The following is a 23,294-nucleotide window of genomic DNA, read 5'->3' as shown; positions in this document are numbered from 1 at the left end:
GTCATTTGAGCTTCGGATCGAGCGCATCGCGCAGCGCATCGGTGAACAGTGAAAAGGCCGTGACCAGCAGCGCCATTGCCGAGGTGGCGGCGACGAGCTGCCACCACTTGCCGAGGATCAGTTCGTTCTGCGCTTCGTTGAGCATGCTGCCCCAGGAGACGGCATCGACCGGCACGCCGAAGCCGAGGAAGGAAAGTATTACTTCCGACTTGATGAAACCGACGACCAGGATGGACAACTGCACCAGCGCGACATGGCTGATGTTGGGAAAGATATGCACGAACATCCGGCGCAGATCGGAAGCGCCGATGGCACTCGCCGCCTGCACGTATTCGCGCGACTTGTGCTTCATGTATTCGGCGCGCACCAGGCGGAATACGCCGGTCCAGCCGGTCAGGCCGAGGATCAGCACGATGCTCAGCAGCCCCTTGCCCTTGGGGACGACGGCGGCGATGGCGAGGATCAGCAGCAGATAGGGAATGGAGGTGAAGATGTTGTAGAACCAGTTCAGCACATCATCCACCCAGCGGCCGAAATAGCCGGCCAGCGCGCCGAGCAGCGTGCCCAGCAGGGTGGCGACCAGGGCGGCGATCAGGCCGACGAAGATCGAAGTGCCCGAACCCTTGATGGTTTTCTGGACGACGTCGCGCCCCCATTTATCGGCGCCGAAGGGCAGGGTTGGGCGGCGTTCCGTCACGGCTGCGCCGGTCCCGTTCGCTCCTCCAGCTCCGCCCGCCTCGGCAGACAGCGCCGCGCGGATGGCCTGCAGATCCTCGGCCAGCGGATCGATGATGCCGTAATCCTCCATGGGCGCGGAGGATGCTGCCGGAATGGCGGTGGCGCGCAGTTCCCGGCGCAGCTCGGCGATGTCGGCGGCCAGCGGGTCGAGCGGGTTTTCGATGTCGATGGTTTCGGCGCCGGCGATGGCCGTGTCGAGTGCGTCGGCCGGGATGCCGAGAAAACCCGGCGGCGCGTAATTCACGCCGACTTCGCGCGACCAGTCGGCGGCGACCAGGCCGCTGGTGGATGCGATCATCAACAGCAGAAAGGCCGTGACGATCGCCAGCGACAGCATGGCCAGGCGATCGGCGCGCAGGCGGCGCCAGGCCAGCGCCCAGAGTCCCGGAGAAACGGCGTGGGGGCTCATTCCAGTTGCACCCGCGGATCGACCAGCCGATACATGATGTCGGCCAGCAGATTGAAGGCCATGGTGGCGAAGGCGACATACACCGTGATGGCCTTGATCACCGGGAAGTCGGAGCGATCCACCGCCATGATGATTTCGCGGCCGATGCCGGGAATCGAGAAGAAGCGCTCGATCAGGAAGGCGCCGATCAGCAGGCCCGGCAGATTGGCCATGACGTGGGTGATGATGGGAATCGCCGCGTTGCGCAGCACATGCACCCACAGGATGCGATTCTCGGACAGCCCCTTGGCGCGCGCCGTGCGCACGTAGTCCTGGCCGATTTCATCGAGCATGAAGGTGCGGTAGAGACGCAGGTTCGGCGCGATGCTGACCGCCAGGGCGATCAGAATCGGCAGTGCCGCATAGGTGACGAGATTCTGGAAAACGCCTTCGCCCCAGCCCTGCACCGGAAACCAGCCGAGCTGGTAGGCGAAGAAATACTGGAAGACGATGATGTAGACGAGGATGCTGATCGACATGCCGACGGTGCAACTGATCATCACCATGCGGTCGGTGAGCGAGCCGCGCACATAGGCCACCGCCAGGGCGAGCGCGACGGAGATGAGGACTTCGAGGATCTGCAGGGGAATCAGCACCGTCAGCGATGGCCCCATGCGGCTGCCGAGGATGTCGCCGATGGACTCGCCGGTGCTCCAGCTTGCGCCGAAATCGGCCGTGGCGATCTGCTGGATGAAGATCCACAACTGCACCCAGAGCGGCTCGTCGATGCCGAGCTGCTTGCGGATGTTGGCGATCTGCTCGGGATTGGAAATCTTGCCGGCCAGCACATAGGCCGGATCGCCGCCCACCCAGTTGAAGAGGAAGAACACCAGCAGCACCACGCCCAGCATGGTGGGCAGCATCTGCCACAGGCGGCGAATGATGAAGGCGGCCATGTTATTGCTGCCGCCGTCCCGCGATCTCGGCGAAGAAGGCTTGTGGCGATGGCGCCCGGCCGAGGAAGTTGCGCGCCATTTCGGCGCCGCTGCGCTCGCCGCCGCGTTCGAGGATTTCGCGGCGGAAGCGCTGGCCAACCGCCGGATTCATCAGGTTGTCGCCATATTGCGAAAGCATGTCGAGGGCGAGTACTTCGGACCACATGTAGCCATAATACCCCGCGCCATAGCCGCGAATGATGTGGCTGAACTGGCCGGGGAAGGCCGTATCCGGCGTATGGCCGAGCGGCGTCGCCGCTTCCATCCGCTGCCAGACGGCGAGTGCCGCGCCGGGTTGCGGGCCGTACAGCGCCATGTCGTAGCTGGCATACAGATGCTGGCGCGCGTAGTGGATGCCACGGCCGAAATTGCGCGCCGCGTTGAGGCGCTGCATCATCTCCGCATCGACCGGCTTGCAGCCGCGATCCGCGCAGAAACCGGCGATGCGGCCGACCGACTCCAGCCGGTGCGCCCATTCCTCGTACATCTGCGAAGGCGCTTCGACGAAGTCGGTTTCGACGCGGGTGCCGGCATGGTCGACGTAGCGCGTCCGCGACAGCACGCCGTGCATGACGTGGCCGAATTCATGCACCAGGGTTTCCAGTTCGTTGAAATTCAGTCCCTGGCGGTCGAAGTTGGTGACCAGCACCGAGATCGGCGTGCGGCCGGCCAGACGGCTGGCGCCGCGCACGCCAAAGGCCGCGGCATGGCTGTACTTGCCCTCGCGCGGATACGGATCGAGATAGATGCCGCCGAGGAGCTCGCCGGTCTTGCCGTCGATCACGTCGTAGTAACGCACTTCGGGATGCCAGACGGCAACCGCCTTGCCGGCTGCGCGGAATTCGATGCCGTAGAGCTGGGCGGAAATGTCCATTGCCCAGGCAAAGGCCGCCTCGCTGGGAAAGTAGCGGCGCAGGGCTTCCTGATCGACGCTGTAGCGTTCGCGCTTGAGGCGTTCCTGGTAATACGACACATCCCAGCGCTGCAGCTGCACTTGCGCCAGCGGTTTGCCCGTGTGTTCGACCTTGGCCTGACGCAGTTCGGCAAGATCGTCCAGTTCGACCTGCCGCACCTGCGTCTGCACCTCGGCGAGAAAGTCGCGCACTGCGGCCGGCGTGCCGGCCATGCGCCGACGGATGACGAAGTCGGCATAGCTTGGCAGGCCGTACAGGCCAGCCATTTTATGGCGCAGGGCGACCACTTCGTCGAGCAGTTCGAGATTGCGCGGCCCGCCGCGATTGACGAAGGCGAACTGGTAGCGCCGGCGCGCGGCCTCGTCCTCGGCGTTTTCCATGAAGGGCACGTATTCCGGATAGCCAAAGCCGAGCAGATAGTTGCCCTGCGCATCGCGCGCCGCGCGTTCCAGGTAAGCCGGCGGCAGGCCGACAACTTCGGTCGGCGTGAAGCTCAGGCGGGTGTCGTTGTCGCGGATGTTGCGATCGAATTCCTGGCGGATCAGCTCCAGGCGTTCGAGGATCTGCTTCATGCGTGCCTGTTTGTCCACCGGCAACGCGACGCCGGTGTCCTCGAAGGCTTCGAGCAGATCCTTCTTCAGTTTGGCATCGACGGCATCCCGTGGAACCACGGCGCGTACGCGCTGGTAGATCGCGGCATTCTGGTACAGCGCGCTGCCGAACCTGTTGTACTCCAGCAGACAGCTTTCCGCCGCCGCGCGCACTGCCGGATCGGGCGAGACGTTGTTGAGCAGGTAGACCGGGTTTTCGATGTCCTCCAACCGTATCTGCAGCGCGTTCCAGGCAGGGAAGAAGGTTTTCGTATCCGTATCCGCATGGATCGCCACGGCGTCCAGCGGCAGGTTTGCCAGCGCGTCGACCTGGCGCTGCAACTCGACCAGACCGTCGTTGCAGACCTGGGTCAGCGTGGCGGCGTTCCATAGTGGCAGGGTTGGTCGTGCGATGGTGTCGGCTTGCGCGGACAGGGACGGCAGGACGCACAGCAGCGCGACGGCGAAGCCGCAAGTCAGGCGGCGGCGCAGGGCGGGGGCGAATATCATCGGGCGGCTACCTTGTCGTTGTCGATGTCCATGTACAGCCATTCGGCATGGAGGATGGGATGCTTGCGATAGCCGATCACCTGCGGCTGGATCAGCATGTTGCGCACGCGCGCGAGATTGATGCGCCAGGGCGCGTAGACCTCGATCAGGCGCGTCATCCGATGATACAGGCGGTCGCGCTCCGGGCCGGCGGGCAAGCGTCTGGATTGCTCGTAAAGGCGATCGTATTCCGGCATGCGCACGCAGCCGGCATTGCTCTGGCCGCTGCGCGGGCCGTAGAGCAACTGCATGAAGTTGTCGCCATCGGGATAGTCGGCGATCCAGCCGGCGCTGCGCATCTGCAGCCTGCATTGCTTTTCCAGCTTGATGAGATCGGGGAAAGGCATCTTCTGCGACTCCATGCGGATGGCCAGGGCGTCGAAGGCTTTTTTCCACATCTCCTCCTGCAGGCGGCCGGTCGAATCGGGACGGCTGGCATAGCGGATGGCGAAGGGCTTGCCGTCGGGCAGCCGGCGCCAGCCGTCGGCCGCCTTGCGATAGCCGTAGCGATCGAGCAAGGTATTGGCGGTGGCCAGATCCTTGCGCACGCTGCTGCGGTAGGCCGGGTCGTGGCCGGCCACGCCGGGCGGCACGGGATATTCGAGGGCGACCGCCTGGCCGTTGCGCACCACGCGGATTTCCTCGGCAACGTCGTAGGCCATGGCCATGGCGCGGCGCAGGGCGATCTGCGCCTTGCCCATGCCGCCGACCACCGGGTCGTTCCACTGCCAGTAGTGATAGATGATCTCCGGATCGACTACCCGCGACAGCTTGACGCCGCGCCGGGCGAGCTCCGGCTTGAGGCGTTCGCCATCGAGCGCGCGCGGCGCCAGCGGGCCGTCCATGTTCATCACGTCGAGCTCGCCGTTCTGGAAGGCCAGCCAGCGCGACTGATCCTCTTCCATGACGGCGACCTCGATGCGCTGGATGGCCGGCAGGCGCTTGCCCTGCATGGCGCGGACGATGGCGGCGTTCTCGGGATCGCCGTCCGCCGTGAAATTCCAGGTCATGCCGCGATAGACGGGATTCGCCTCCAGCACGATCTTCGCGCCGCGCACCCAGCGCGTCAGGCGGAAAGGCCCGGTGCCCACCGGGTTGGCCATGACCCGGCCGCTGCCGTCGGCGTATTTCTCGACGACTTCGCGGGCCAGCGCGCTGGTCTGGGTGAACGCCAGCAGATAGATCAGGTTGGGTTCGGCCTGCTTCAGACGCAAGCGCAAGGTATGGCGGTCGACCGCCTCGATGCCGGGAATGCGCGCATCGTAATCGAAGCGTCCGGACTTTTGCACCTGTGCGGCCAGCTCATCCAGGCCGACGAACTTGCCTTCGACCAGGAAGGCATACGCCGAGCGCACGCGCGGATCGATCAGCCGCTTCAGCGAATAGGCGTAATCCTCGGCGACCAACTCGCGCGGATTGCCGTCGAAGGCCGGATCCGGCGCAAAGCGGATACCGGGGCGCAAGCGGATGGTCCAGGTCAGGCCGTCGTCGCTGACTTCAGGCATGGCGGCCGCCGTCAGCGGCACCAGCTTGGCCGGCCGCGCCAAGTAGTCGTAGGTCAGCAGCGTCTCGTGGATGGCCTCGATGATGGTGTTCGAGTAGTAATCATGCACCCCGGCCGGATCGAAGCCGGTCTCGGCGGCGGAGAACACCCAGCGTAGGGTTTTCGGCGCCTCCTGGGCGCCGGCCGGCAACGCGCAAAGCGCCAGCAGGCAGAATGCCAGGCAGCAGCGGCGCAGGGCGCGATTCATCGAGCGCAGCCTCCGACGGAGGGGGTGGAGGAGATGAATGAGGCGGACGGGTGGAGCCGATCCAGCTCCCATTGCAGGGGATTGTTTTTCACGTAGGTACGGATTGCCAGCAAGCTCACCTCGTTGCGAATGATGTGTTCGTAATAATTGCGCTGCCACAGTTTGCCCGCAAACGCCGGCCAGCCCGAATGTTTCACGCCACGGATATATGCGTTGGTGGTCATGGTCTTGAACCACTGCACCACCCCCGGTAGGGGCGAACCCACGTGTTCGCCCTGGGTGGGGTGTGGGTTGGGGTCAGGGCCGACGGGTTGAGCAGGGCAGACACATGGGTCAGGGCAGACACATGGGTCAGGGCAGACACATGGGTCTGCCCCTACGGCGCCGGTGTTGTCGAGGATGAAATGGATGTGGTTGGGCATGCACACCATGGCGTCGCAGGTGAAGCCGGGGAATTTGCCGGGCAGTTTTTCCAGCCAGTCGATGACCATTTTGCCGGCGTCGTTCAGTTGCATTTCACCATTGATCACGTCGCCAAACAGACAGCGCTGGTGCTGGGTGCAGATGGTCACGAAATACATGCCCGCCTGCGCATAATCGTAATCAGGCAGGCGCAAGGAGCGGCGACGTCGTGGGACGGAGGACATGGTTATCGGGAATGCGTTGGACGGCGCAGGTTGTGGTTACCCCCGTAGGGGCGAACCCACGTGTTCGCCCTGGTCGGGATGGTGGATAGGGTTGGAGGTGGTATGTGGGTTGGGGTGGGTGCGTGGGGTTGGGCAGACACGTGGGTCTGCCCCTACCGGCCTCGTTTCGGTTCGATGTCCAGGTACATCCACTCCGCGTGGAGGATGGGGTGTTTCTTGTAGCCGGTCAGGCCGGGGCGGATCAGTTGGGTGCGGCGGCGGGTGACGTGCAGGGAGATGGCGGTGTCGGCTTCCATCTGGCGGCTCATCTGCACGAACAGGCGGTTGCGTTCGGGTGAATCCGGCAGCTTGCTGACCTGTTCGTAAAGGCGGTCGAAAGCCGGCGACTGGTAGCAGCCGTTGTTGCTCTGGCCGAGGTTGGGGCCGTAGAAGTTCTGCATGAAGTTGTCGCCGTCCGGGTAGTCCGCCGTCCACGCCGCGCCCATCATCTGCAGCTTGCAGGACTTGGCGGCTTTCAGGTTGTCGGCGAAATTGCTCTTGGGAAACTCGACGCGGATGCCGATGCGGTCGAGCGATTTTTTCCACAGTTCGTCGAACTGCCGTGCCGCGCCGCTGGCATCGCCCTGGATGCGCAGCAGCAGCGGCGCGCCGTCGGGCAGGGTGCGCCAGCCGTCGGCGCCGCGCCGGTAGCCGTAGCGGTCGAGCAGGGCGTTGGCCAGGGCCGGGTCGTGGGGGATGCTGGAGCGATAGCCGGCGTCGTGGCCGACCACGCCGGGCGGGATGGGCATTTGCGCGCGTATCGCCTGGCCCTGGCGGATGACGCGGATTTCCTCGTCGACATCGTAGGCCATGGCGATGGCGCGGCGCAGGGCGATTTTTTCCTTGCCGAAACCGCCGATGAGCGGATCCTTGAAGTTGAAGAAGGTGTAGGTGATTTCCGGATCGGTGGCGCGATACAGGCGGATGCCCTGGCGGCGGAATTCGCCGGCCAGCTCGCCGTCTTCCAGCGCCTCGCGGATGAACTGCTGCGGCACATTCACCACGTCGAGCTGGCCGCTCTTGAAGGCCAGCCAGACCGATTGCGGCTCTTCGATGATGCTGATCTCGACGCGGCCGATCTGCGGCATGGGCTTGCCCTGCATGGCGCGGATGATCTCCGTATCCACGGCTTCGGCCGAAGGCGCGAAGTGCCAGGTAAAGCCGCGATAAGCCGGATTGGCCGTCAGCACGATGCGGTTGCGGCGCTTCCATTCCTTGAGCTGATAGGCGCCGGTGCCGACCGGATGGGCGATCAGTTCCTTGCCATAGGCTTCGACGACTTCGCGCGCCAGCGCGCCGAAGGGCGTGTGCGCCATGATGTAGCTGAAGTTGTGATCCGGCGCCTTGAGCTGGATGCGCAGGGTGTGGCGGTCGGGCGCGCTCAGTCCGGCGATCGGCCGGTCGTAGTCGAAGCGTCCTGTTTTCCGCGCTTCGGCCGCCAGTTCGTCGAGGCCGACGATCTTGTCTTCGAGCATGAACTGCCAGGGCGAGCGCAGTTGCGGATCCATGAAGCGCTTGAAGCTGTAGATGAAATCCTCGGCGACCAGCTCGCGCGGCCGGCCCTTGAAGGCCGGGTCGGGGGTGAAGTGGATGCCCTTCCGCAGGCGGAAAGTGTAGGTGCGGCCATCGGCGCTGACTTCGGGCAGGGTCTCGGCCACCATGGGCACGAGTCGGGCCGGACGCGCCAGGTAATCGTAGGTCAGCAGACGCTCGAAGATGGCTTCGCTGACGATGTTGGAATACAGGCTGGCAAAGGCGGCCGGGTCGAAGCCATCTTCGGCGGCGGGGAAGTACAGACGCAGCACCTTGGCCGGATCGGCGGCCGCCATGCCGGCCGTGCTCCAGATGGGCGCTGCCAGCAGCATTGCGGCCAGGCACAGCAGACGGCCGAGGCGACCCAGATGATCCCGGTAGCCGCGGCAGCGCAGGAAATGCCGTGCGGAACGTTGCCAGTGCTGCCGATGCTTCAAGGCGTGCTCCTCTCCTTGCCGAGGGTGCGTGGCGGATGGTTCGGATGGTTCGTGGTTCAGCGTTTGCCGGACGGCTTCTTGGCCGGACGCTTGGCAGCGGCGGAAGTTCCCTTGCTCTTAGTCTTGGCCTTCGTTGCCTTGGACGACTTCTTGGATTTCTTGGCGGCGGCCTTTGTTTTCTTGCCCTTGGTCTTGCCGGCAGCGCGCGATTTGCTGCGCGGCGGCGCCTGGGTGGCGGCGGGTGACGAGTGGAGGCTATCCAGGACTTCCTGCGTCAGTTGCGTGCCCGAGCCGGGTACCAGCAGCCGGGTGCCGGGACGCACGCGGGTGCGCGCGCCGATGCCGTTGATTTGCCGCAGACGGGCCGTGCCGATATGGAAGCGCGCCGCGACGCGATCCAGCGACTCGCCTTTTTGCAGCACATGGGTGGTCCAGTTGCTCAGGGGTTTCTCGCTGGCCTCGTGGCGTTCGAGATTGAACAGGAAAGTCGCCACCTTGTCGGTCGGCAGGATGATCGGCGTGTCCGTGCTGTCCGGCATCACCGGCCGGTTGTAGGAGGGATTCAGCGCAATGAATTCATTGAGCGGGACTTCGGCCAGTTTGGCGGCGAGGCTGACGTCCATGCTGGCGGGCTTGTCGACGGTATCGAAATAGGCCTGGTTGGGAATCGGATCGATCTCGATGTCGAACAGGGCCGGCTCGGCGATGATGTTCTTGAGCGCCTGCAGCTTGGGCACGTAATAGCGCGTTTCGTCGGGCATCCGCAGGCTGGCGTAGTCGGTGGGCAGGCCCTGGGCCTGATTGCGTCCGATGGCGCGCGCGACGGCGAATTCACCCCAGTTGTAGGAAGCCAGCGCCAGATGCCAGTCGCCGTGCATCTCGTAGATGTTCTGCAGATAATCGAGCGCCGCGCCGGTGGAGGCGATGATGTCGCGGCGCTGATCATGCCACCAGTCCTGCTGCAGGCTGTAGTTCTTGCCGGTCGAGGGAATGAACTGCCACAGTCCGGCGGCGCGGGCGCGCGAATAGGCCATCGGGTTGTAGGCGCTTTCAACCATCGGCAGCAGGGCCAGCTCGGTCGGCATGCCGCGTTTTTCCAGTTCGCCGACGATGAAGTAGAGATAGCGCCGGCTGCGCCGCAGGATTTCCTTGAGCATTTCCGGGCGGTTCAGATAAAAGGCCTGGCGATCGGCCACCAGCGGACTGTCGAGGTCGGGCATGGAAAAGCCGTTGCGCACGCGCTGCCAGAGGTCTTCCTGGTGCATCGTCAGGTCGATCTTTTCGATGCGCGGAAACGTGTCGTGGATTTCCAGGGGCGGATTGTTGATCGCGCGCAGATCGGTGGCCGGCTGGACGCTGCGCTGCAGCGGTATCTCCAGCCGGCGCTGCGGGGGCGGGGCCAATCTCGATGAGCCGGCCGGGCCCGAAGCCGAAGCGGTCATGTCGAGCTCGTCGTCCAGCTGCAGCCGGGTGTCGGCTGGCTGGATCGGCAGACGGATGGCAGTCGTCGTGGGCGCCTTGCCGGTCTCGGCCTGCATGCGTCCTGCGTATTCGGCGTGCGTGGGCGAGACAGCGGGCAGCACGCAGAAAACCAGCAGGCAGCGAAACAGCAGGGGCGGGATCGGGCGCTTGATGGGCGGAAAAGTCATGGCCCAAGGGGCAGCGTCAGGGAAGCGGCGCATCTTAACGAAGCTGCCTGTATGCGTCAAATTTATGCGTCAGGTTTCATGCTGCGGCCAGCCTGTGGGCGGCGGCTTGCGCGCGCCTTATCTTGCGTCCGGGGCCCGGGCAGGCGCCGACTTTGGCTCCTGCTTCGGCTTCGGCGGCTGGCCGAAACTCATGGTGTAGAAAATGTCGAGGGCATTGTCGCTGCCGGCGCGGCCGATGAGGGCGATGCGCCGGCTGAGGTTGACCGTCAGCTTGACGATGCTCTCGGCCTTGCCGAGGATTTGCTCGTACGACAGCAGCGTGTTCGAGGACAGGCGCTTGCCGACGGTGAAAATCTGTTGATCGGTCGCCGCCGCGGATGTACTGCCGTTGCCGGCGATGCGGCTGGTCGTCTGGCGCTGGCCATCCAGGCTGCCCTGGCGGATGCCGATTTCGTCCACGCCAAAGGATTTGCGGATCTGCTGCATGACATTGCCGGCATCGTTGCCGAGCAGATCGCCGGCCGCCGCCAGCAGGGTGGTGGCATCGCCCACGCCCATCTGTTCTGCGCCATGGCCGAGCACCAGCCAGGCCAGCTTTTCCGTATCCGGCAGTTCGGGATCGGAAACCAGGCGGACCCGCGGTTTCTGTACCGTGCCGCTGACCTGCACGCCGGGTTCGACGCTCAGCCCCTTGCGCACGGCGCGGATGTCGAGGCCGGGGTTGTCGAGCAGGCCGTCGAAGCGGAGGATGCCGCGTTCGAGTTCCAGGGTCTGGCCGTAAGCCTCGAAGCGGCCATCCTGGGTGCGGATGCTGCCGCTGGCGCGCGGCATGTCGCGTCCTTCGGCGTTGACCCGCAGCGTGCCCGTCAGGCGGCTGCCGAGGCCCGCGCCGTTGAAATGAAAGCGGCGGCCCAGATTGGCCTCGACGTCGAGATCGAGACGCGGGCGGAAAGGCGGATCGGCGGCGGGCGCGCCAGTTCGCACGATGGTAACGTCGTCCGACAGACGCGGCGTGCCGCCGCGCGCCAGTTGCCAGTAGCCGGCATCGACCCGCAACTGACCGCGCGCGCCCAGGGTGCCGGCCTGCCAGGACAGGCGGCCGTCGCCGGAGAGCAGCAGCCATTGATCGCTGCGCTGCCAGGCGCCGAGGCGATCCAGGCGCACTTCCAGCCAGCTCGTCTCCTGTCCTCGCGCGCCGTCTGGATCGAGCGAGGCCAGTGGAATCTCGCCGCTGATTTCCAGTCGTCCGGGCCGCGCGCCCAGCGCCTCGATGGCGGTTTTTTCATTCGGGGCGCTGCGCAGCAAGGCGCGCGGGGCGGGCTGCAGCGGGCTGTCGAAGGCCAAGCGCCGGATGCGCAGCAGGTCGTCCTGCAGTTCGGCAGTCAGCTCGCCGTCCGTCAGTTGCAGTCCCTGTTCGGGCAGTTGCAGCGCCAGCCGTTCGCCGCGCAGCCGGCCGCTGCCGCTGGGGTGTTGCGGCGTGCCGCCCAGTTGCAGTTCGCCGTGCAAGCGTCCGGCGCTCTGCCAGTCTTCGCCGATCAGTTCGGCCAGCCAGCCCAGATCGCTGATGTCGCTGCGCAGGCGGCCTTGCCAGCGCGCCGTCCGGTCGAGCGACCAGGGATCGAGCATGGCGGCCTGCAAACTGGCGTCGAGTTGGCCGAGGCGGCTGCCCTCGGCCTGCAGGCTGGCCTGCAATTGCTTGCCCGTGCTGGCCGCCTGCAGGGTGGCGCGCCAGTCGAGCGGATCGCCGGCCAGCGTCAGCGGGCCGATCTGCCAATTGCGCTCATTCATGCCGACGCTGAGCACCGCCGGCTGCTGCAACCGGAAGTTGCGCGTGCGTTCCCGGCTGCGCAACGTGGCTTCCTGCAGCTTGCCTTGCCAGCTCTGCCGGCTGGTCGACCAGCCGCCTTCGGCCAGCAATTGCAGGCGGTTGCCGCCTGCCAGATTGCCGCTGGCTTGCAGGCGATGCGCGGCGAGTCGGCCGCTGCTTTGCAGTTGCAATTGTCGCAGCAGCGCCGCGCGTCCGGGCAGGTCGAGCCGCTCCAGCGCCAGTTTGACGTCGAGTGGCGCATCGTCCCGGCTGCCGACGTCCATCTGCAGATTCAGTCCCGTCAGCTGGAATTTTTCCGGCCAGGCCAGCCGCTTGCCGTCCAGTTGCAGATTCAGGCGGGGTTGTTGCAGGCTGCCGCGCAGTTCGCCTTGTGCCGTCAGGCCGCCTTCCAGTCCGTAGGCGGCGAGTTGCGGGGCGTCCAGGTCGATGCTCAGGCGCCCGTCGGCCGTGCCGTAATTGCCGAGGACGCGCAGGTGGTTGTTGCCGGCAGTCAGGGCGATGTCGGCTTTGGAAATCACCGGCCAGGCCAGCGCCAGCGCGCCGTGGCCGGCCAGCGGCTGGCGGGCGAGCTGGCTGTCGCGCAGGGTAAATTGCGCGCTCACCTGCGGCTTGGGCAGCAACTGGCCGCTGGCCTGCAGCCTGGCGTTGAGATGTGCCGCGGGGAGTTGGGCGAGCTGCATGAATTGCGCCGGATCGAATTGCCGCAGTTCGCCATCGAGCCTGAAGCGGCGCGGCGCGGCCAGCCCCAGCTCGCCATGCAGTTGCAGCGCGGCGGCGCCGGCCTGCAGCCGCAACTGGCGGATGCTCAGTTGCCGCTCCGCCAGGCTGGCGTCGGCCAGCAGTTGCATGCGTCGGTCGCGCAGATCGAGGCGCAGGCTCTGGCGATCGCGGCCCAGTTCGGCGCCGAGGCTGCCGGCCAGCCGGCTGGGCCGCAGCATGCCGGCAATTTTGCTGGCATCCAGTTGGCGGGCGGCCAGGTCGAGATGCAGCGTTTGCGTCGCGCCCTGCCAGTCGGCCCGGCCGGTCAGTTCGCCGGCGCCGGGCAGGCGGGCGTGCAGTTCGGTGAGCTGCGCCTGGTCCGCCTGCCAGTGCAGCTTGCCGCTGAGGCTCGATAGCGGCAGACGCTGCCGATCGAGCGGGCCGGGCTGCTGGTTGGCGAGCTTGAAGCTGCCGACGATGGCCGCATCCTGCGGCGCGAGATCGAGCGACAGGTCGAGCCGGGCGTTGGGCGCATCCGCCTGCCAGTCGGCCGGATTCAACTGCCCGAAGCGCAGTTGGGCGCTGGCAAAGGGCAGGGCGGCGAAGGGCGTCAGGAGGATGCTTCCCTGGCCGTTCAGCGCGGCGGTGGTGTCGGCGGTTGTGGCGATCGTATTGGCGGCAATATCCAGCGCGATGCGTTCGAGTGTGCCGCTGGCTTGAATGTCCAACGTGAATGAGTGTGGCTGCGCATCCAGGGCGTCTACTGCGTCCATTTCCAGTTGTCCCTCGATGCGCGCCTTGCCTTGCAGGGCAAAGGGCGGCCGGGCGTCGAGCTGTATGGCTTCGCTGAGTTTCACGCCGATGGCGCCGCGCACGAAATCCAGCGCGTCGAGACGATGCCGTTGCCCGTCGCTGCTCAGGCGGGCGGCGAGTTTTTGCGCCAGCAGGCGCTCGTCCAGATACAGCTCGCCGAGCGCCAGTTGCCTGATCTGTACGGGCAGCGGCAGTTGCAGGTCGTCGGGTAGCGTGGCGGGCGTGTCGCTGGCCGGCAGATGCAGGGTGAGGCGTTCGGCCCGGAGCTGCCCGATATCCAGTTGGCGTTGACGCTGAGTTCGCAGCAAGGCCCGCGGCGACCAGTCTAGATGCAGGTGGCGGATTTCCAGACGCAAATCGTCTTCGCCTTCACCCTTGCCTGGCTGCCAGCGCAGCCGCGCGATGTCGATGGGGCCGAGCAGCCTGCCGCGCGCGCCTTCGACGTGCAGCGCGCCGTCGTAGCGGGCGAGGAGGTTCAGCGTCGTCTGCAGACCGGATTCGCTGTTCACCAGCCAGAGCGCGCCGCCGGCAAGGGCCAGCAGGGCGCAGAGCAGCGCGGAGCAAAGGATGAGCGGGAGGCGAGGCATCTGCATCGGAACGGATCAGAAGGGATCAGAAAGGTATGGCCAGGGAAAAATGCAGTTGCAGGCTGCGGCTGCGCTGGCCGTAGGCCAGGTCGGCGCCGATCGGTCCGGCCGGGCTGCGCCAGCGGGCGCCCAGACCGTAGCCCATGGCATAGCGAAAATCGCCCGGGGAATTGCTGACATCGCCGGCATCGACGAAAGTCGCGATGCCCCAGTCGTCCCATTCACCCGATCCATCGCCCAGCCAGTGCGTGTATTCGGCGCTGAGTATGCCCAGATAGCGTCCGCCGACGGTGGCCGCGCCTTCCTTGATGCCCAGGCTCTGATAGGCGTAGCCGCGCACCGTGCCGGCGCCGCCCGTGCGGAACAGGTAATCCTGCGGAATGCGCTGGCTGGCGCCGGCGCGGGTGTGGCCGATTTCGCCGCGCAGCAGCAGGTGGTCGCGTTGCCCCAACGGTAGATAGTGCTGGATGCGGGCGGAAAGCCGCAGGAAATTGGTGTCGGAAAGCAGGCCGCGCAGCGCGCCGCCGATCTGGGCCTGGATCACCGTGCCCTTGCGCGGTTCGATGAGGCTGTCGAGCCGGCGCCAGGTCAGCATCAGGTTGGGCACCAGGGCGTGGTTGGTGAGCGCGGCCGCACCCTCCGGGGCGCGGCGCTCCTGCAGCCAGTTGAGCGACAGCAGCTGTTCGATGCTGCCGCGCGCCTGCCGGCTTTGCACGCCGATGGCCTGGCGCACGGTGCGCAGTCCCTGGATGTCGCTGGTCTCGCCCAGTACGCCGAGGCTGTAACGGCGATCGCGCGCATCCGGCGGCAGAAAGATGTCGGCGTAGAGCGTCTGCCGTTTCTGTTCCAGGCGCAGGCCGCTGTGCAGATCCCAGGCCTGGTTGGCGAAGTCCGGCGTGGCGTAGGCGAATTCGCCGCGCATCCCGGTATTCGAACTCACCCCCGCGCCCAGACTGATGTGGTGAGCCGGCCGTTCGCGCAGCGTCACGTTGACCGCGGCCTGCAAGGGGGCGGCTGAAGTCGCGGCAGCATCGGCGGCATCGGTCCCGGTGGTTGCGGCAACGGCTACGGCATCGGCAACGGCGGTAGCGCGCTCCAGTTGCACCTCGGCGGTGCTGAAGTAGGGGCTGGCCTGCAGCGCGGCCTGCAACTGGTTGAGATCCTCTTCGCGATAGGCCGCGCCGGGCCGGATGCTGCGGTTGTAGCGCTCGACGAGCGCTGCCGGATAACGCGCCAGACCGCTGATGATCAGCGGGTCGCGGCTGTAGACGTAGCGCGGGCCGGCCGCATAGTGCAGCGTCAGTTCGGCGCGCTGGCTGGCGACGTCGATCCGCGCGCGGCTGTCCATCAGGCGGGCAGCCGGATATTCCTCGGCCAGCAGACGCGCCAGCAGATCCTGCTTGGCATCGTTCCACGCGTTCTGGCGGAAGGGCTGGCCGGCAGACAGGCGCCAGCCGTCGATCAGGGCCGCGCGTCGCGCCGGATCGAGCGCGCCGTCGATGCGGATGTCGACCTGGCTGACGTGCGTGCGCGGTCCCGCGTCGATGCCGAGCCGGCGCAGCGGCGCATCGGTATCTTGGTCGCCTTCACCGCTCTCCCCAGGCTGGCGGCTGAACTGCAGTTGCGGGCTGAAATAGCCTTCGGTCGCGAGGATCTCACCGACCAGGCTGCGCAACCGGCGCGGGCCGATGTCTTCCTCGGACAAATGAGGCGCGATGAGGCGAGCGATCTCCGGCGGCGCTTCCAGCACGGTCCTGGCCATCGCCAGCGCAGGCAGGCCGAGCAGCAGGAATGACAGCCAGTAAATGCGCATGGATTCGCCCGGAATCGACAGAAAATATTGGTGGGATGACCGAAAGGCGATTTAATACGGCCCTCCGGATCGTCTTGCAAGATCGGTTTCGCCGCCGGCAAATTGTACCGGTTGCGTCCGTCGTCGGATGTTCCCGTCCCTTCCTCGTTGCATTCGGTTCGTCATTGTCGAGGTTTTTCTGCATCCGGCAACCCCACGGAACATGTCCATGGCCCAAACCCGCATTTTTGATCGCCGCAGCCTGCTGGTCGTACTGGCGCTTTTGCTTTTTGCCGGGTTTTCCGGTGTCACCTTGCTGGGATATTTCGCCTCATACAGGCAGATTCACGCCGCCATCGTCGAGACCGAGTTGCCGCTGACTTCCAGCAACGTCTATTCGGAAATCCAGAAGGATCTGGTGCGGCCGATCCTGATTTCCTCGGCCATGGCGCAGGACACCTTCTTGCGCGACTGGGTGCTGCGCGGCGAGGGGGACGTCGACGAGATCGCCCGCTACCTGATGGAAATCCGCCGCCACTACGGCGCGTTCAGCAGTTTCTTCGTTTCCGAGAAAACCGGGAACTACTACACCGGCAAGGGCATACTCAAGCGGATCCAGGCCGATGAGCCGCGCGATGCCTGGTATTACCGCGTGCGCGGGATGAAGGATGCCTACGAGATCAATGTCGACGTCGACATGGCGAATGCCGATGCGCTGACCATCTTCATCAATTACCGCGTTTTCGATTACGACGGGCGCTATCTCGGCGCCGCCGGCGTCGGCTTGACGGCCGATGCGGTGAGCCGCCTCATCGAGGATTACCAGCAGCGTTTCCAGCGCACCATCTACTTTGCGGATGCGCATGGCCGCGTGATCCAGTTGCGCGGCGGGCGCGACGGCCTGGGCCAGGATCTGAGAGCGGTTGACGGGCTGGGTCCGCTCGTCGATGGCATCCTTGCCGCGCGCAGCGGCGCGCGGCAATTCGAGGCCGGCGGCGATAGCCACGTCCTGCATTTCAACTACCTGCCCGAACTCAAGTGGTACCTGTTCGTCGAGCAGAATGAATCGACCAGCCTGGCGAAGCTGCGCCATACCATGTGGATCAATCTGGCGATCAGCCTGGTGGTTACCCTGGTGGTGCTATGGTGCGCCAGCCTGGCGCTGGGCCATTACCAGTCCCGCATCGAGGAGATGGCCTCGACCGACAAGCTGACGGGCCTGCTCAATCGCCATGCCTTTGAGATCCTGGCGGCGAAGCTGCTCGCCGAGCATCGGCGCGAGCCGCGTCCGTTCTGCGTGCTGCTGGTCGATATCGATCATTTCAAGAGCATCAACGACAGCCATGGGCATACGGCGGGAGATGCCGTGCTGGAGGCCGTTGCGCGCACGCTGCAAGGACGCCTGCGCACGTCCGATCTGGCCGTGCGCTGGGGCGGCGAGGAGTTTTTGCTGCTGCTCAAGGGGTGTCATGAAAAAGAGGCACGCTTCATGGCCGAGGCGCTGCGCGCGGCCGTGGCGGCCGCGCCGGTCATGGCAGGCGGGCAGGCGATCCCGGTCAGCGCCAGCATCGGTCTGGCCTGTCATGCCGACGCGGAGAGCATCGAAAGCCTGATCAACCGCGCGGACAAGGCGCTGTATGCCGCAAAGCAGGGCGGCCGCAACTGCGTGGCGAGCTGATTCGCGAGTGCGGTATTAGCTGCCGTCCGGCGCCACGTTCTGCTCCGCCAGGGGCCGCGGCGGCAGCACGAAGCAGCGCGGGTCTTGGCGCAGGCGCTGCCAGAGCGCCTCGGCCAGCGGACCGCCATGGTTGAACTGGATGCCGCGCGCGCGCATCGCCGTGCGCAGGGCCAGCGCGAAGCTGACCAGCAGGTTGGTGCAGCCGAAGGCCAGGAAGCCGAAAGCGGCCCAGGCGATATGGGCGAGCGGCAGATCGAATCCGTAGCCAACCAGGGTATAGCCGAAATTGGCCGAGGAGAAGGCGATGTGGCGGATGTCGATGGGCAGCCCGAGGATGATGCCGATGATCCCGGTCGAGCCGAGCATGCAGCCGAAGAGGAAATTCCCCATGATGCCGCCCAGGTGATCCTCGACGTAGGCGCCGACCTTTCGTGCCCGGCCCGCGCCCAGCAGCCGCTTCAGCCAGCGCAGGCTGGCCACGCGCAAGCCGATGTCGGCGTAGGCGGCGCGGTTGTCGAAGTAGCCGTTGATCAGACCCGATAAATACAAATAGAAGCCGGCGATGGCGGCATGCGGAATGGCCCAGGAAAAGATGTCGAGGTCGTGCAGCAGATGGGCGGCCTGGTCGCGGCTGATCTGCGGCTCGCCGAACCAGGCCGTGAGGCCGTAGCCCAGGGCGATCGCCATGGGGATGGCCACCATCACGTTGCCGGCAATCGCCGCCAGTTGGCTGCGGCAGACCGCGGCAATGACGTCGACCAGGCGTTCGAGGTCGGCGCCGCGGTTGAGCCTGAGATCGCCCAGCAGGCTGGCCAGGGTCTGGGCGGTCATCGCCGGCTGCTTGGTGGCCACGGTCATGCCCAGCAGGTAGATCACGACGAAGCCCAGGCCGTAGATCATGCTGTAGAGAAAGGCGGTGTTGAAGAGTGAAATGTCCAGGGTGCCGACATTGATCTTGAGCAGCGACATGCCGGCGATGAACACCCCGGCGCCGCCGGCCGACCACCACATGTGACGGTAGTCGGCGGCCGTCTCGCAGATGTAGTGCTCGCCCGAGCGCGCGGCGTTTTCGGTGACGCGCACGGCCAGCAGGCTGGAGAGCTGGCCGAGGTAGAAGCCCAGGCTGTTGCGCCGGGTCTGGGCGAGAAAGGCCGTGCGGACGAATTCGCTGCAGGCGGCGAACGCCTCGGCGTCGAGGCGGGCCTGCCGGCTGGCGAGCAGGATGGTCGTCAGCTCCTGCAGGCGCTCCAGACTCTGCTGGCTGCGCGTCAGCAGATAGGACAGGTGCAGACTGGTGCCGGTGGTGCGCGCGCTCTTGCGGATGCGCTGCAAGGTTTCCATGCACTGATCGATGATGACCATCAGTTGCTTGCCGTCGTCCGGCGACTGCGCCGGGTCGTCGAGCGCCTGGCGATAGGCATTGACGAAATCCAGCGCCTCGGCCGAGAGAGCGACGAAGCGCGGCAGGTTGTCGTCGAAGTTGCTCGATGCGCGCATCAGCTCGCTATCCACGCCCAGGCCGCTGATGCGGTGGGCCAGCAGCAGTACCGCATCGAGCATCTGCTCCTGCACCGGCCGCCAACTGACGCTGTGGAGCTCGTCGGCGGTGGCGATCAGGTTCCAGAAGCGGCTGGAGCAATCTTCCGGAATCTGCTCCAGCCATTGCCAGTCGTTGGGTCGGTCGTAGATCAGTTGCAGGCAGTCCTTGAGGCGGCGCTCGTCGCTGACTTCGGGCAGCAGGCGGCTGCCGAGGATGCGTCCCCATTCCGAGAAGAAGCCGGTGCCCGGCAGGATCCCGCTGTCGGTGAAGAAGGTGATCAGCCGCCGCTCGGCGACGAAATGGATGACGTGGCGGCGAAACGCCGCGCGCAGTTCGCCGTCGGCATCGAGCCGGTCGAGCATGCGCCGGTAGCGGGCGATGTGGTCGTCGCGGCGGTTCTTCGGGCGCAGCACGCCGACCAGGCGGCGCAGCAGCGCCAGGGTGTTCGCCTCGGGATTGCGGAATGGCTCCAGCGCCTCGTGCAGCGGATCGCTGCCGCTGGCCGGCCGGCCCAGCAGGCGATGCAGGAAAGTGCGTAATGTGTTCATGGCATTCCAGTGATGCGGACTTCTTGCGTATTTCAGCGGTATTTCCGGTGGGCTGGAGCGGGTCGGATTCGCCGATTTTACCGGAGCGCCGTGCCGGCATCAGAGCTTCCAAAATCACTCGTCGCGGGGCTTTTGGCGCACGCTCGGACAGGGCGGTTGACGCTCTTTCAGCTTTGCGGCGGCTGTGGGAAAATGCCGCCTTTTCCACAAGGGGCGCGGGGTTGTTCAGGCCGTTTCCGGCCCTGCGCAAAGGCGCTTGCCTCATCCGACATGTCCCTGCCGCGTTTGCTGAAAATCATGCGTGTGGCCAGCCGTTACGGGCTGGATCAGATGCTGTTGGAGCACGAAACCAGCGGTCGTTTGCTGCGCGTTGCCAATGCCTGCCAGTTCTGGCGGCGCGGCAGCGCCCAACTGGCATTGCCGCGCGCGGTGCGGTTGCGCCTGGCGCTGGAGGCGCTGGGGCCGATCTTCGTCAAGTTCGGGCAGATCCTGTCGACGCGGCGCGATCTGCTGGCGCCGGACATCGCCGAGGAACTGGCCAAATTGCAGGATCAGGTGCCGCCTTTTCCGGCGGATGAGGCCGTGGCGCTGCTGGAAAAGGTCTATGGTCGGCCGGTCGATGAGGTGTTTGCCCGCTTCGAGCGCGAGCCGGTGGCCTCGGCATCGGTGGCTCAGGTGCATTTCGCCACCTTGCGCGAGGAAGACGGCGGCCATGAGGTGGCGGTCAAAATTCTGCGGCCGGGCATCCGCGCCATCATCCAGCATGACATCGAACTGCTGCAGGCCGGCGCTGCGCTGCTGGAAAAGGTCTGGGCCGACGGCCGGCGTCTGAGGCCGCGCGAAGTGGTGGCCGAGTTCGAGAAGTATCTGCACGACGAACTCGACCTGATGCGCGAAGCGGCGAATTGCTCGCTGCTGCGGCGCAATTTCAAGGATTCGCCGATCCTGCGGGTGCCCGAGGTGCATTGGGACTTCTGCGACGAAGCGGTGATGGTCATGGAGCGCATGCATGGCACGCCGATCAGCCAGATCGACAGCCTGCGCGAGCAGGGCATCGACCTCAAGCAGCTATCGAAGAACGGCGTGGAGATTTTCTTCACCCAGGTATTCCGCGACGGCTTCTTCCATGCCGACATGCACCCGGGCAACATCTTCGTCGCGCCGGGCGGCCAGTACGTGGCGCTGGACTTCGGCATCGTCGGCACGCTGTCCGATGTCGACAAGAATTATCTCGCGCAGAATCTGCTGGCTTTCTTCCAGCGCGACTACAAGCGTGTGGCCGAGGCGCACATCGAATCCGGCTGGGCGCCGCCGGGCACGCGGGTCGATGAACTGGCGTCCGCCGTGCGCGCCGTCTGCGAGCCTTTCTTCGATCGGCCCCTGAGCGAGATTTCCTTCGGCCGCGTGCTGCTGCGCCTGTTCCAGACTTCGCGGCGCTTCAACATCGAAGTGCAGCCGCAACTGGTGTTGCTGCAAAAAACCCTGCTCAACATCGAAGGGCTGGGCCGCCAGCTCGATCCCGAGCTCGATCTGTGGACCACGGCCAAGCCCTTTCTCGAACGCTGGATGAGCGAGCAGGTCGGCTGGCGCGGTCTGCTGGCCAACCTCAAGCACGAGGCGCCGCAGTGGGCCAAGCTGCTGCCGGTCCTGCCGCGCCTGCTGCACCAGACGCTGGCCGCCGCCGAGGCGCGCGACAAACGCGCCGATGAGCTGCTGGTGCTGCAGCAGGCCCTTGCCGCCGCCCGCCGCCGCAGCCGCCTGGCCTGGGGCATCGCCCTGCCGAGTCTGCTGGCCGCAGCCGTTCTCGCCCTGCTGCGTTTTTAATCTCTCCTCACCACTCATTCTTCTACGACTATGCTGCTGTGGTTCGTCATCCTCTATCTGATGGTTTCGGTGGGTATCGGCCTGCTGGCCGCGACCCGGGTACATAGCGCGAAGGATTTCGCGGTCGCCGGGCGCAGCCTGCCGCTGCCGGTGGTCACCGCCACGGTGTTCGCCACCTGGTTCGGCGCCGAGGCGGTTTTCGGCGTTTCCGCGACCTTCGTCACGGATGGCCTGACCGGCGTGGTGGCCGATCCCTTCGGTTCGTCGCTGTGCCTGATCTTTGCCGGCATGCTGTTCTCGCGCTATCTCTACCGGCTCAACATCATCACCCTCGGCGATTTTTATCGCATGCGCTACAGCCGCAGCGTCGAGGTGCTGACGACGATCTGCATCGTCGCCTCCTACCTCGGCTGGGTGGCCGCGCAGATCAAGGCGCTCGGCCTGATCTTCTACGTCGTCACCGATGGCGCGGTGAGCCAGCAGACCGGCATGATTCTCGGCTCGGCCATCGTGCTCACCTATACCACCTTCGGCGGCATGTTCTCCGTCGCCATCCTCGACTTCGTGCAGATGGCGGTATCCATGGGCGGCCTGCTGTTCATCGCCTGGGTCGTCAGCGGCCAGATCGATGGCGGGGCGCCCGCGGTGATCGACCACGCCCGCCTGGCCGGCAAGCTGGATTTCTTTCCCGAGCCGGATATGCTGAAGTGGGTGGCTTTCATCGGCACGGGCATGACCATGATGCTCGGCTCGATTCCGCAGCAGGACGTATTCCAGCGCATCACTTCGGCGAAGAGCGAAAAGGTCGCGCTGTCCGGCTCCTTCCTCGGCGCTTCGATCTATTTCTGCTTCACTTTCGTGCCGATGTTCATCGCCTATTCGGCCATCCTCATCGACCCAACGGTGTTCGGCGGTTTGCTGGAAACCGACAGCCAGTTGATGCTGCCCACCCTGGTGCTGCAATACACGCCCCTGTTTGCCCAGGTGCTGTTCTTCGGCGCGGTGCTGTCGGCGATCATGAGTTGCTCCTCGGCGACGCTGCTGGCACCTTCGGTCACCTTCGCCGAGAACGTGATCCGCGGCTTCTGGCCGAAGATGGGGGATCACCAGTTTCTCTGGGTGATGCGCCTGACGGTGGTCGGCTTCACGCTGCTGGTGCTGGCCTTCGCGCTGAATACCGAGGCATCGATCTTCCACATGGTCGAGAGCGCCTACAAGGTCACCCTGGCCGGCGCCTTCGTGCCGCTGATCTGCGGCATCTTCTGGAAGCGCGCCACGACGCAGGGCGCGCTGGCGGCCATCATCGGCGGCCTGCTGTCCTGGCTGATGGTCGAGCTGCTGATCGCCGACGGCAGTGGCGGCGGTGGCGTGTATGCCTATGCCCTGATCGGCGACGATGCCGTGCCGCCGCAACTGATCGGCGTCTGCGTCTCGGCGCTGGGCATGGTGCTGGGTTCGCTGCTGCCGCAGAAGATCGGCCACAAGACGCCGGGCCGTCCGCTGCACGAGCTGCGCCATCATGCCGCCAGCCAGACGCATCACGTGACCGGCCATCACCACCGCCATCACTGACTGCCTGGCGGTCTTTCGGCCGGTTTTCCTGCATTCCGCAGGGCAATCGCGTGAGGCCTCGTTTTCGGTTTCTTCTGTGGTTTCCCTCCCCCTCTCCCCGGCCCTCTCCCGCTGTATAGACCGGAGACATGGTGGACAGGTGTTCGGAGACATGGTGGACACATTCAGACTATGGGATCGAAG

General features: G+C 65.6%; 13 protein-coding genes. 3 read left to right on the top strand and 10 right to left on the bottom strand.

The annotated features are described in order from the left end of the window. Position 1: 1 nt before the first annotated feature. The 9 genes from SDENCHOL_RS11135 to SDENCHOL_RS11095 all read right to left on the bottom strand — a co-directional run bounded on the left by SDENCHOL_RS11135 (position 2) and on the right by SDENCHOL_RS11095 (position 15,970). Entirely contained in the window at positions 2–1,147 is a 1,146-nt protein-coding gene (locus tag SDENCHOL_RS11135; protein ID WP_067169622.1) for an ABC transporter permease, read from the bottom strand. After that, the gene (locus SDENCHOL_RS11130) at positions 1,144–2,082 is read right to left on the bottom strand and encodes an ABC transporter permease (RefSeq protein ID WP_067169619.1); all 939 of its coding nucleotides are present in this window, start codon (positions 2,080–2,082) and stop codon (positions 1,144–1,146) included. The genes SDENCHOL_RS11135 and SDENCHOL_RS11130 overlap by 4 nt, the downstream gene beginning before the upstream one ends. 1 nt (position 2,083) lies before the next feature. Then, complete coding sequence (locus SDENCHOL_RS11125) at positions 2,084–4,135, bottom strand: M3 family metallopeptidase (RefSeq protein WP_067169616.1); 2,052 nt, start codon at positions 4,133–4,135, stop codon at positions 2,084–2,086. After that, complete coding sequence (locus tag SDENCHOL_RS11120) at positions 4,132–5,925, bottom strand: ABC transporter substrate-binding protein (protein ID WP_067169613.1); 1,794 nt, start codon at positions 5,923–5,925, stop codon at positions 4,132–4,134. The genes SDENCHOL_RS11125 and SDENCHOL_RS11120 overlap by 4 nt, the downstream gene beginning before the upstream one ends. Further along, positions 5,922–6,572: a transposase gene (locus SDENCHOL_RS11115; protein WP_067169610.1), complete on the bottom strand. Its 651-nt coding sequence runs from the start codon at positions 6,570–6,572 to the stop codon at positions 5,922–5,924. Before SDENCHOL_RS11115 ends, SDENCHOL_RS11120 begins: the two co-directional genes overlap by 4 nt. Positions 6,573–6,724: 152 nt before the next feature. Further along, positions 6,725–8,581, bottom strand: coding sequence for an ABC transporter substrate-binding protein (locus SDENCHOL_RS11110; protein ID WP_197706908.1), 1,857 nt, complete (start codon positions 8,579–8,581; stop codon positions 6,725–6,727). A gap of 56 nt (positions 8,582–8,637) precedes the next feature. Further along, positions 8,638–10,230 (bottom strand): transglycosylase SLT domain-containing protein, encoded by a 1,593-nt coding sequence (locus SDENCHOL_RS11105; RefSeq protein ID WP_067169607.1) that lies wholly within the window; start codon positions 10,228–10,230, stop codon positions 8,638–8,640. A 117-nt stretch (positions 10,231–10,347) separates the two neighbouring features. Beyond that, a complete protein-coding gene (locus SDENCHOL_RS11100; RefSeq protein WP_172955072.1) occupies positions 10,348–14,157 on the bottom strand; it encodes a translocation/assembly module TamB domain-containing protein in 3,810 nt (1,269 codons plus the stop codon). Between the two features lie 25 nt (positions 14,158–14,182). Further along, positions 14,183–15,970 carry an autotransporter assembly complex protein TamA gene (locus SDENCHOL_RS11095; protein ID WP_067169601.1) on the bottom strand — a complete coding sequence of 596 codons (1,788 nt, stop codon included), beginning with the start codon at positions 15,968–15,970 and terminating at the stop codon, positions 14,183–14,185. A gap of 208 nt (positions 15,971–16,178) precedes the next feature. On the opposite strand from SDENCHOL_RS11095, the gene SDENCHOL_RS11090 reads away from it, so the two are divergent. Further along, the gene (locus tag SDENCHOL_RS11090) at positions 16,179–17,627 is read left to right on the top strand and encodes a sensor domain-containing diguanylate cyclase (RefSeq protein WP_231912968.1); all 1,449 of its coding nucleotides are present in this window, start codon (positions 16,179–16,181) and stop codon (positions 17,625–17,627) included. Positions 17,628–17,642: 15 nt separating this feature from the next. On the opposite strand, the gene SDENCHOL_RS11085 is transcribed toward SDENCHOL_RS11090, so the two are convergent. After that, the gene (locus tag SDENCHOL_RS11085; protein WP_154717225.1) at positions 17,643–19,715 is read right to left on the bottom strand and encodes a site-specific recombinase; all 2,073 of its coding nucleotides are present in this window, start codon (positions 19,713–19,715) and stop codon (positions 17,643–17,645) included. A 270-nt stretch (positions 19,716–19,985) separates the two neighbouring features. On the opposite strand from SDENCHOL_RS11085, the gene ubiB reads away from it, so the two are divergent. Beyond that, a complete protein-coding gene (ubiB, locus tag SDENCHOL_RS11080; RefSeq protein ID WP_067169592.1) occupies positions 19,986–21,539 on the top strand; it encodes a ubiquinone biosynthesis regulatory protein kinase UbiB in 1,554 nt (517 codons plus the stop codon). Positions 21,540–21,569: 30 nt separating this feature from the next. After that, positions 21,570–23,111: a sodium:solute symporter family protein gene (locus SDENCHOL_RS11075; protein ID WP_067169589.1), complete on the top strand. Its 1,542-nt coding sequence runs from the start codon at positions 21,570–21,572 to the stop codon at positions 23,109–23,111. Positions 23,112–23,294 lie beyond the last annotated feature (183 nt).

This window comes from Sterolibacterium denitrificans (assembly GCF_900174485.1).
In the GTDB taxonomy this organism is placed as follows: domain Bacteria; phylum Pseudomonadota; class Gammaproteobacteria; order Burkholderiales; family Rhodocyclaceae; genus Sterolibacterium; species Sterolibacterium denitrificans.
This window is presented reverse-complemented; position numbering and strand designations above follow the sequence as displayed.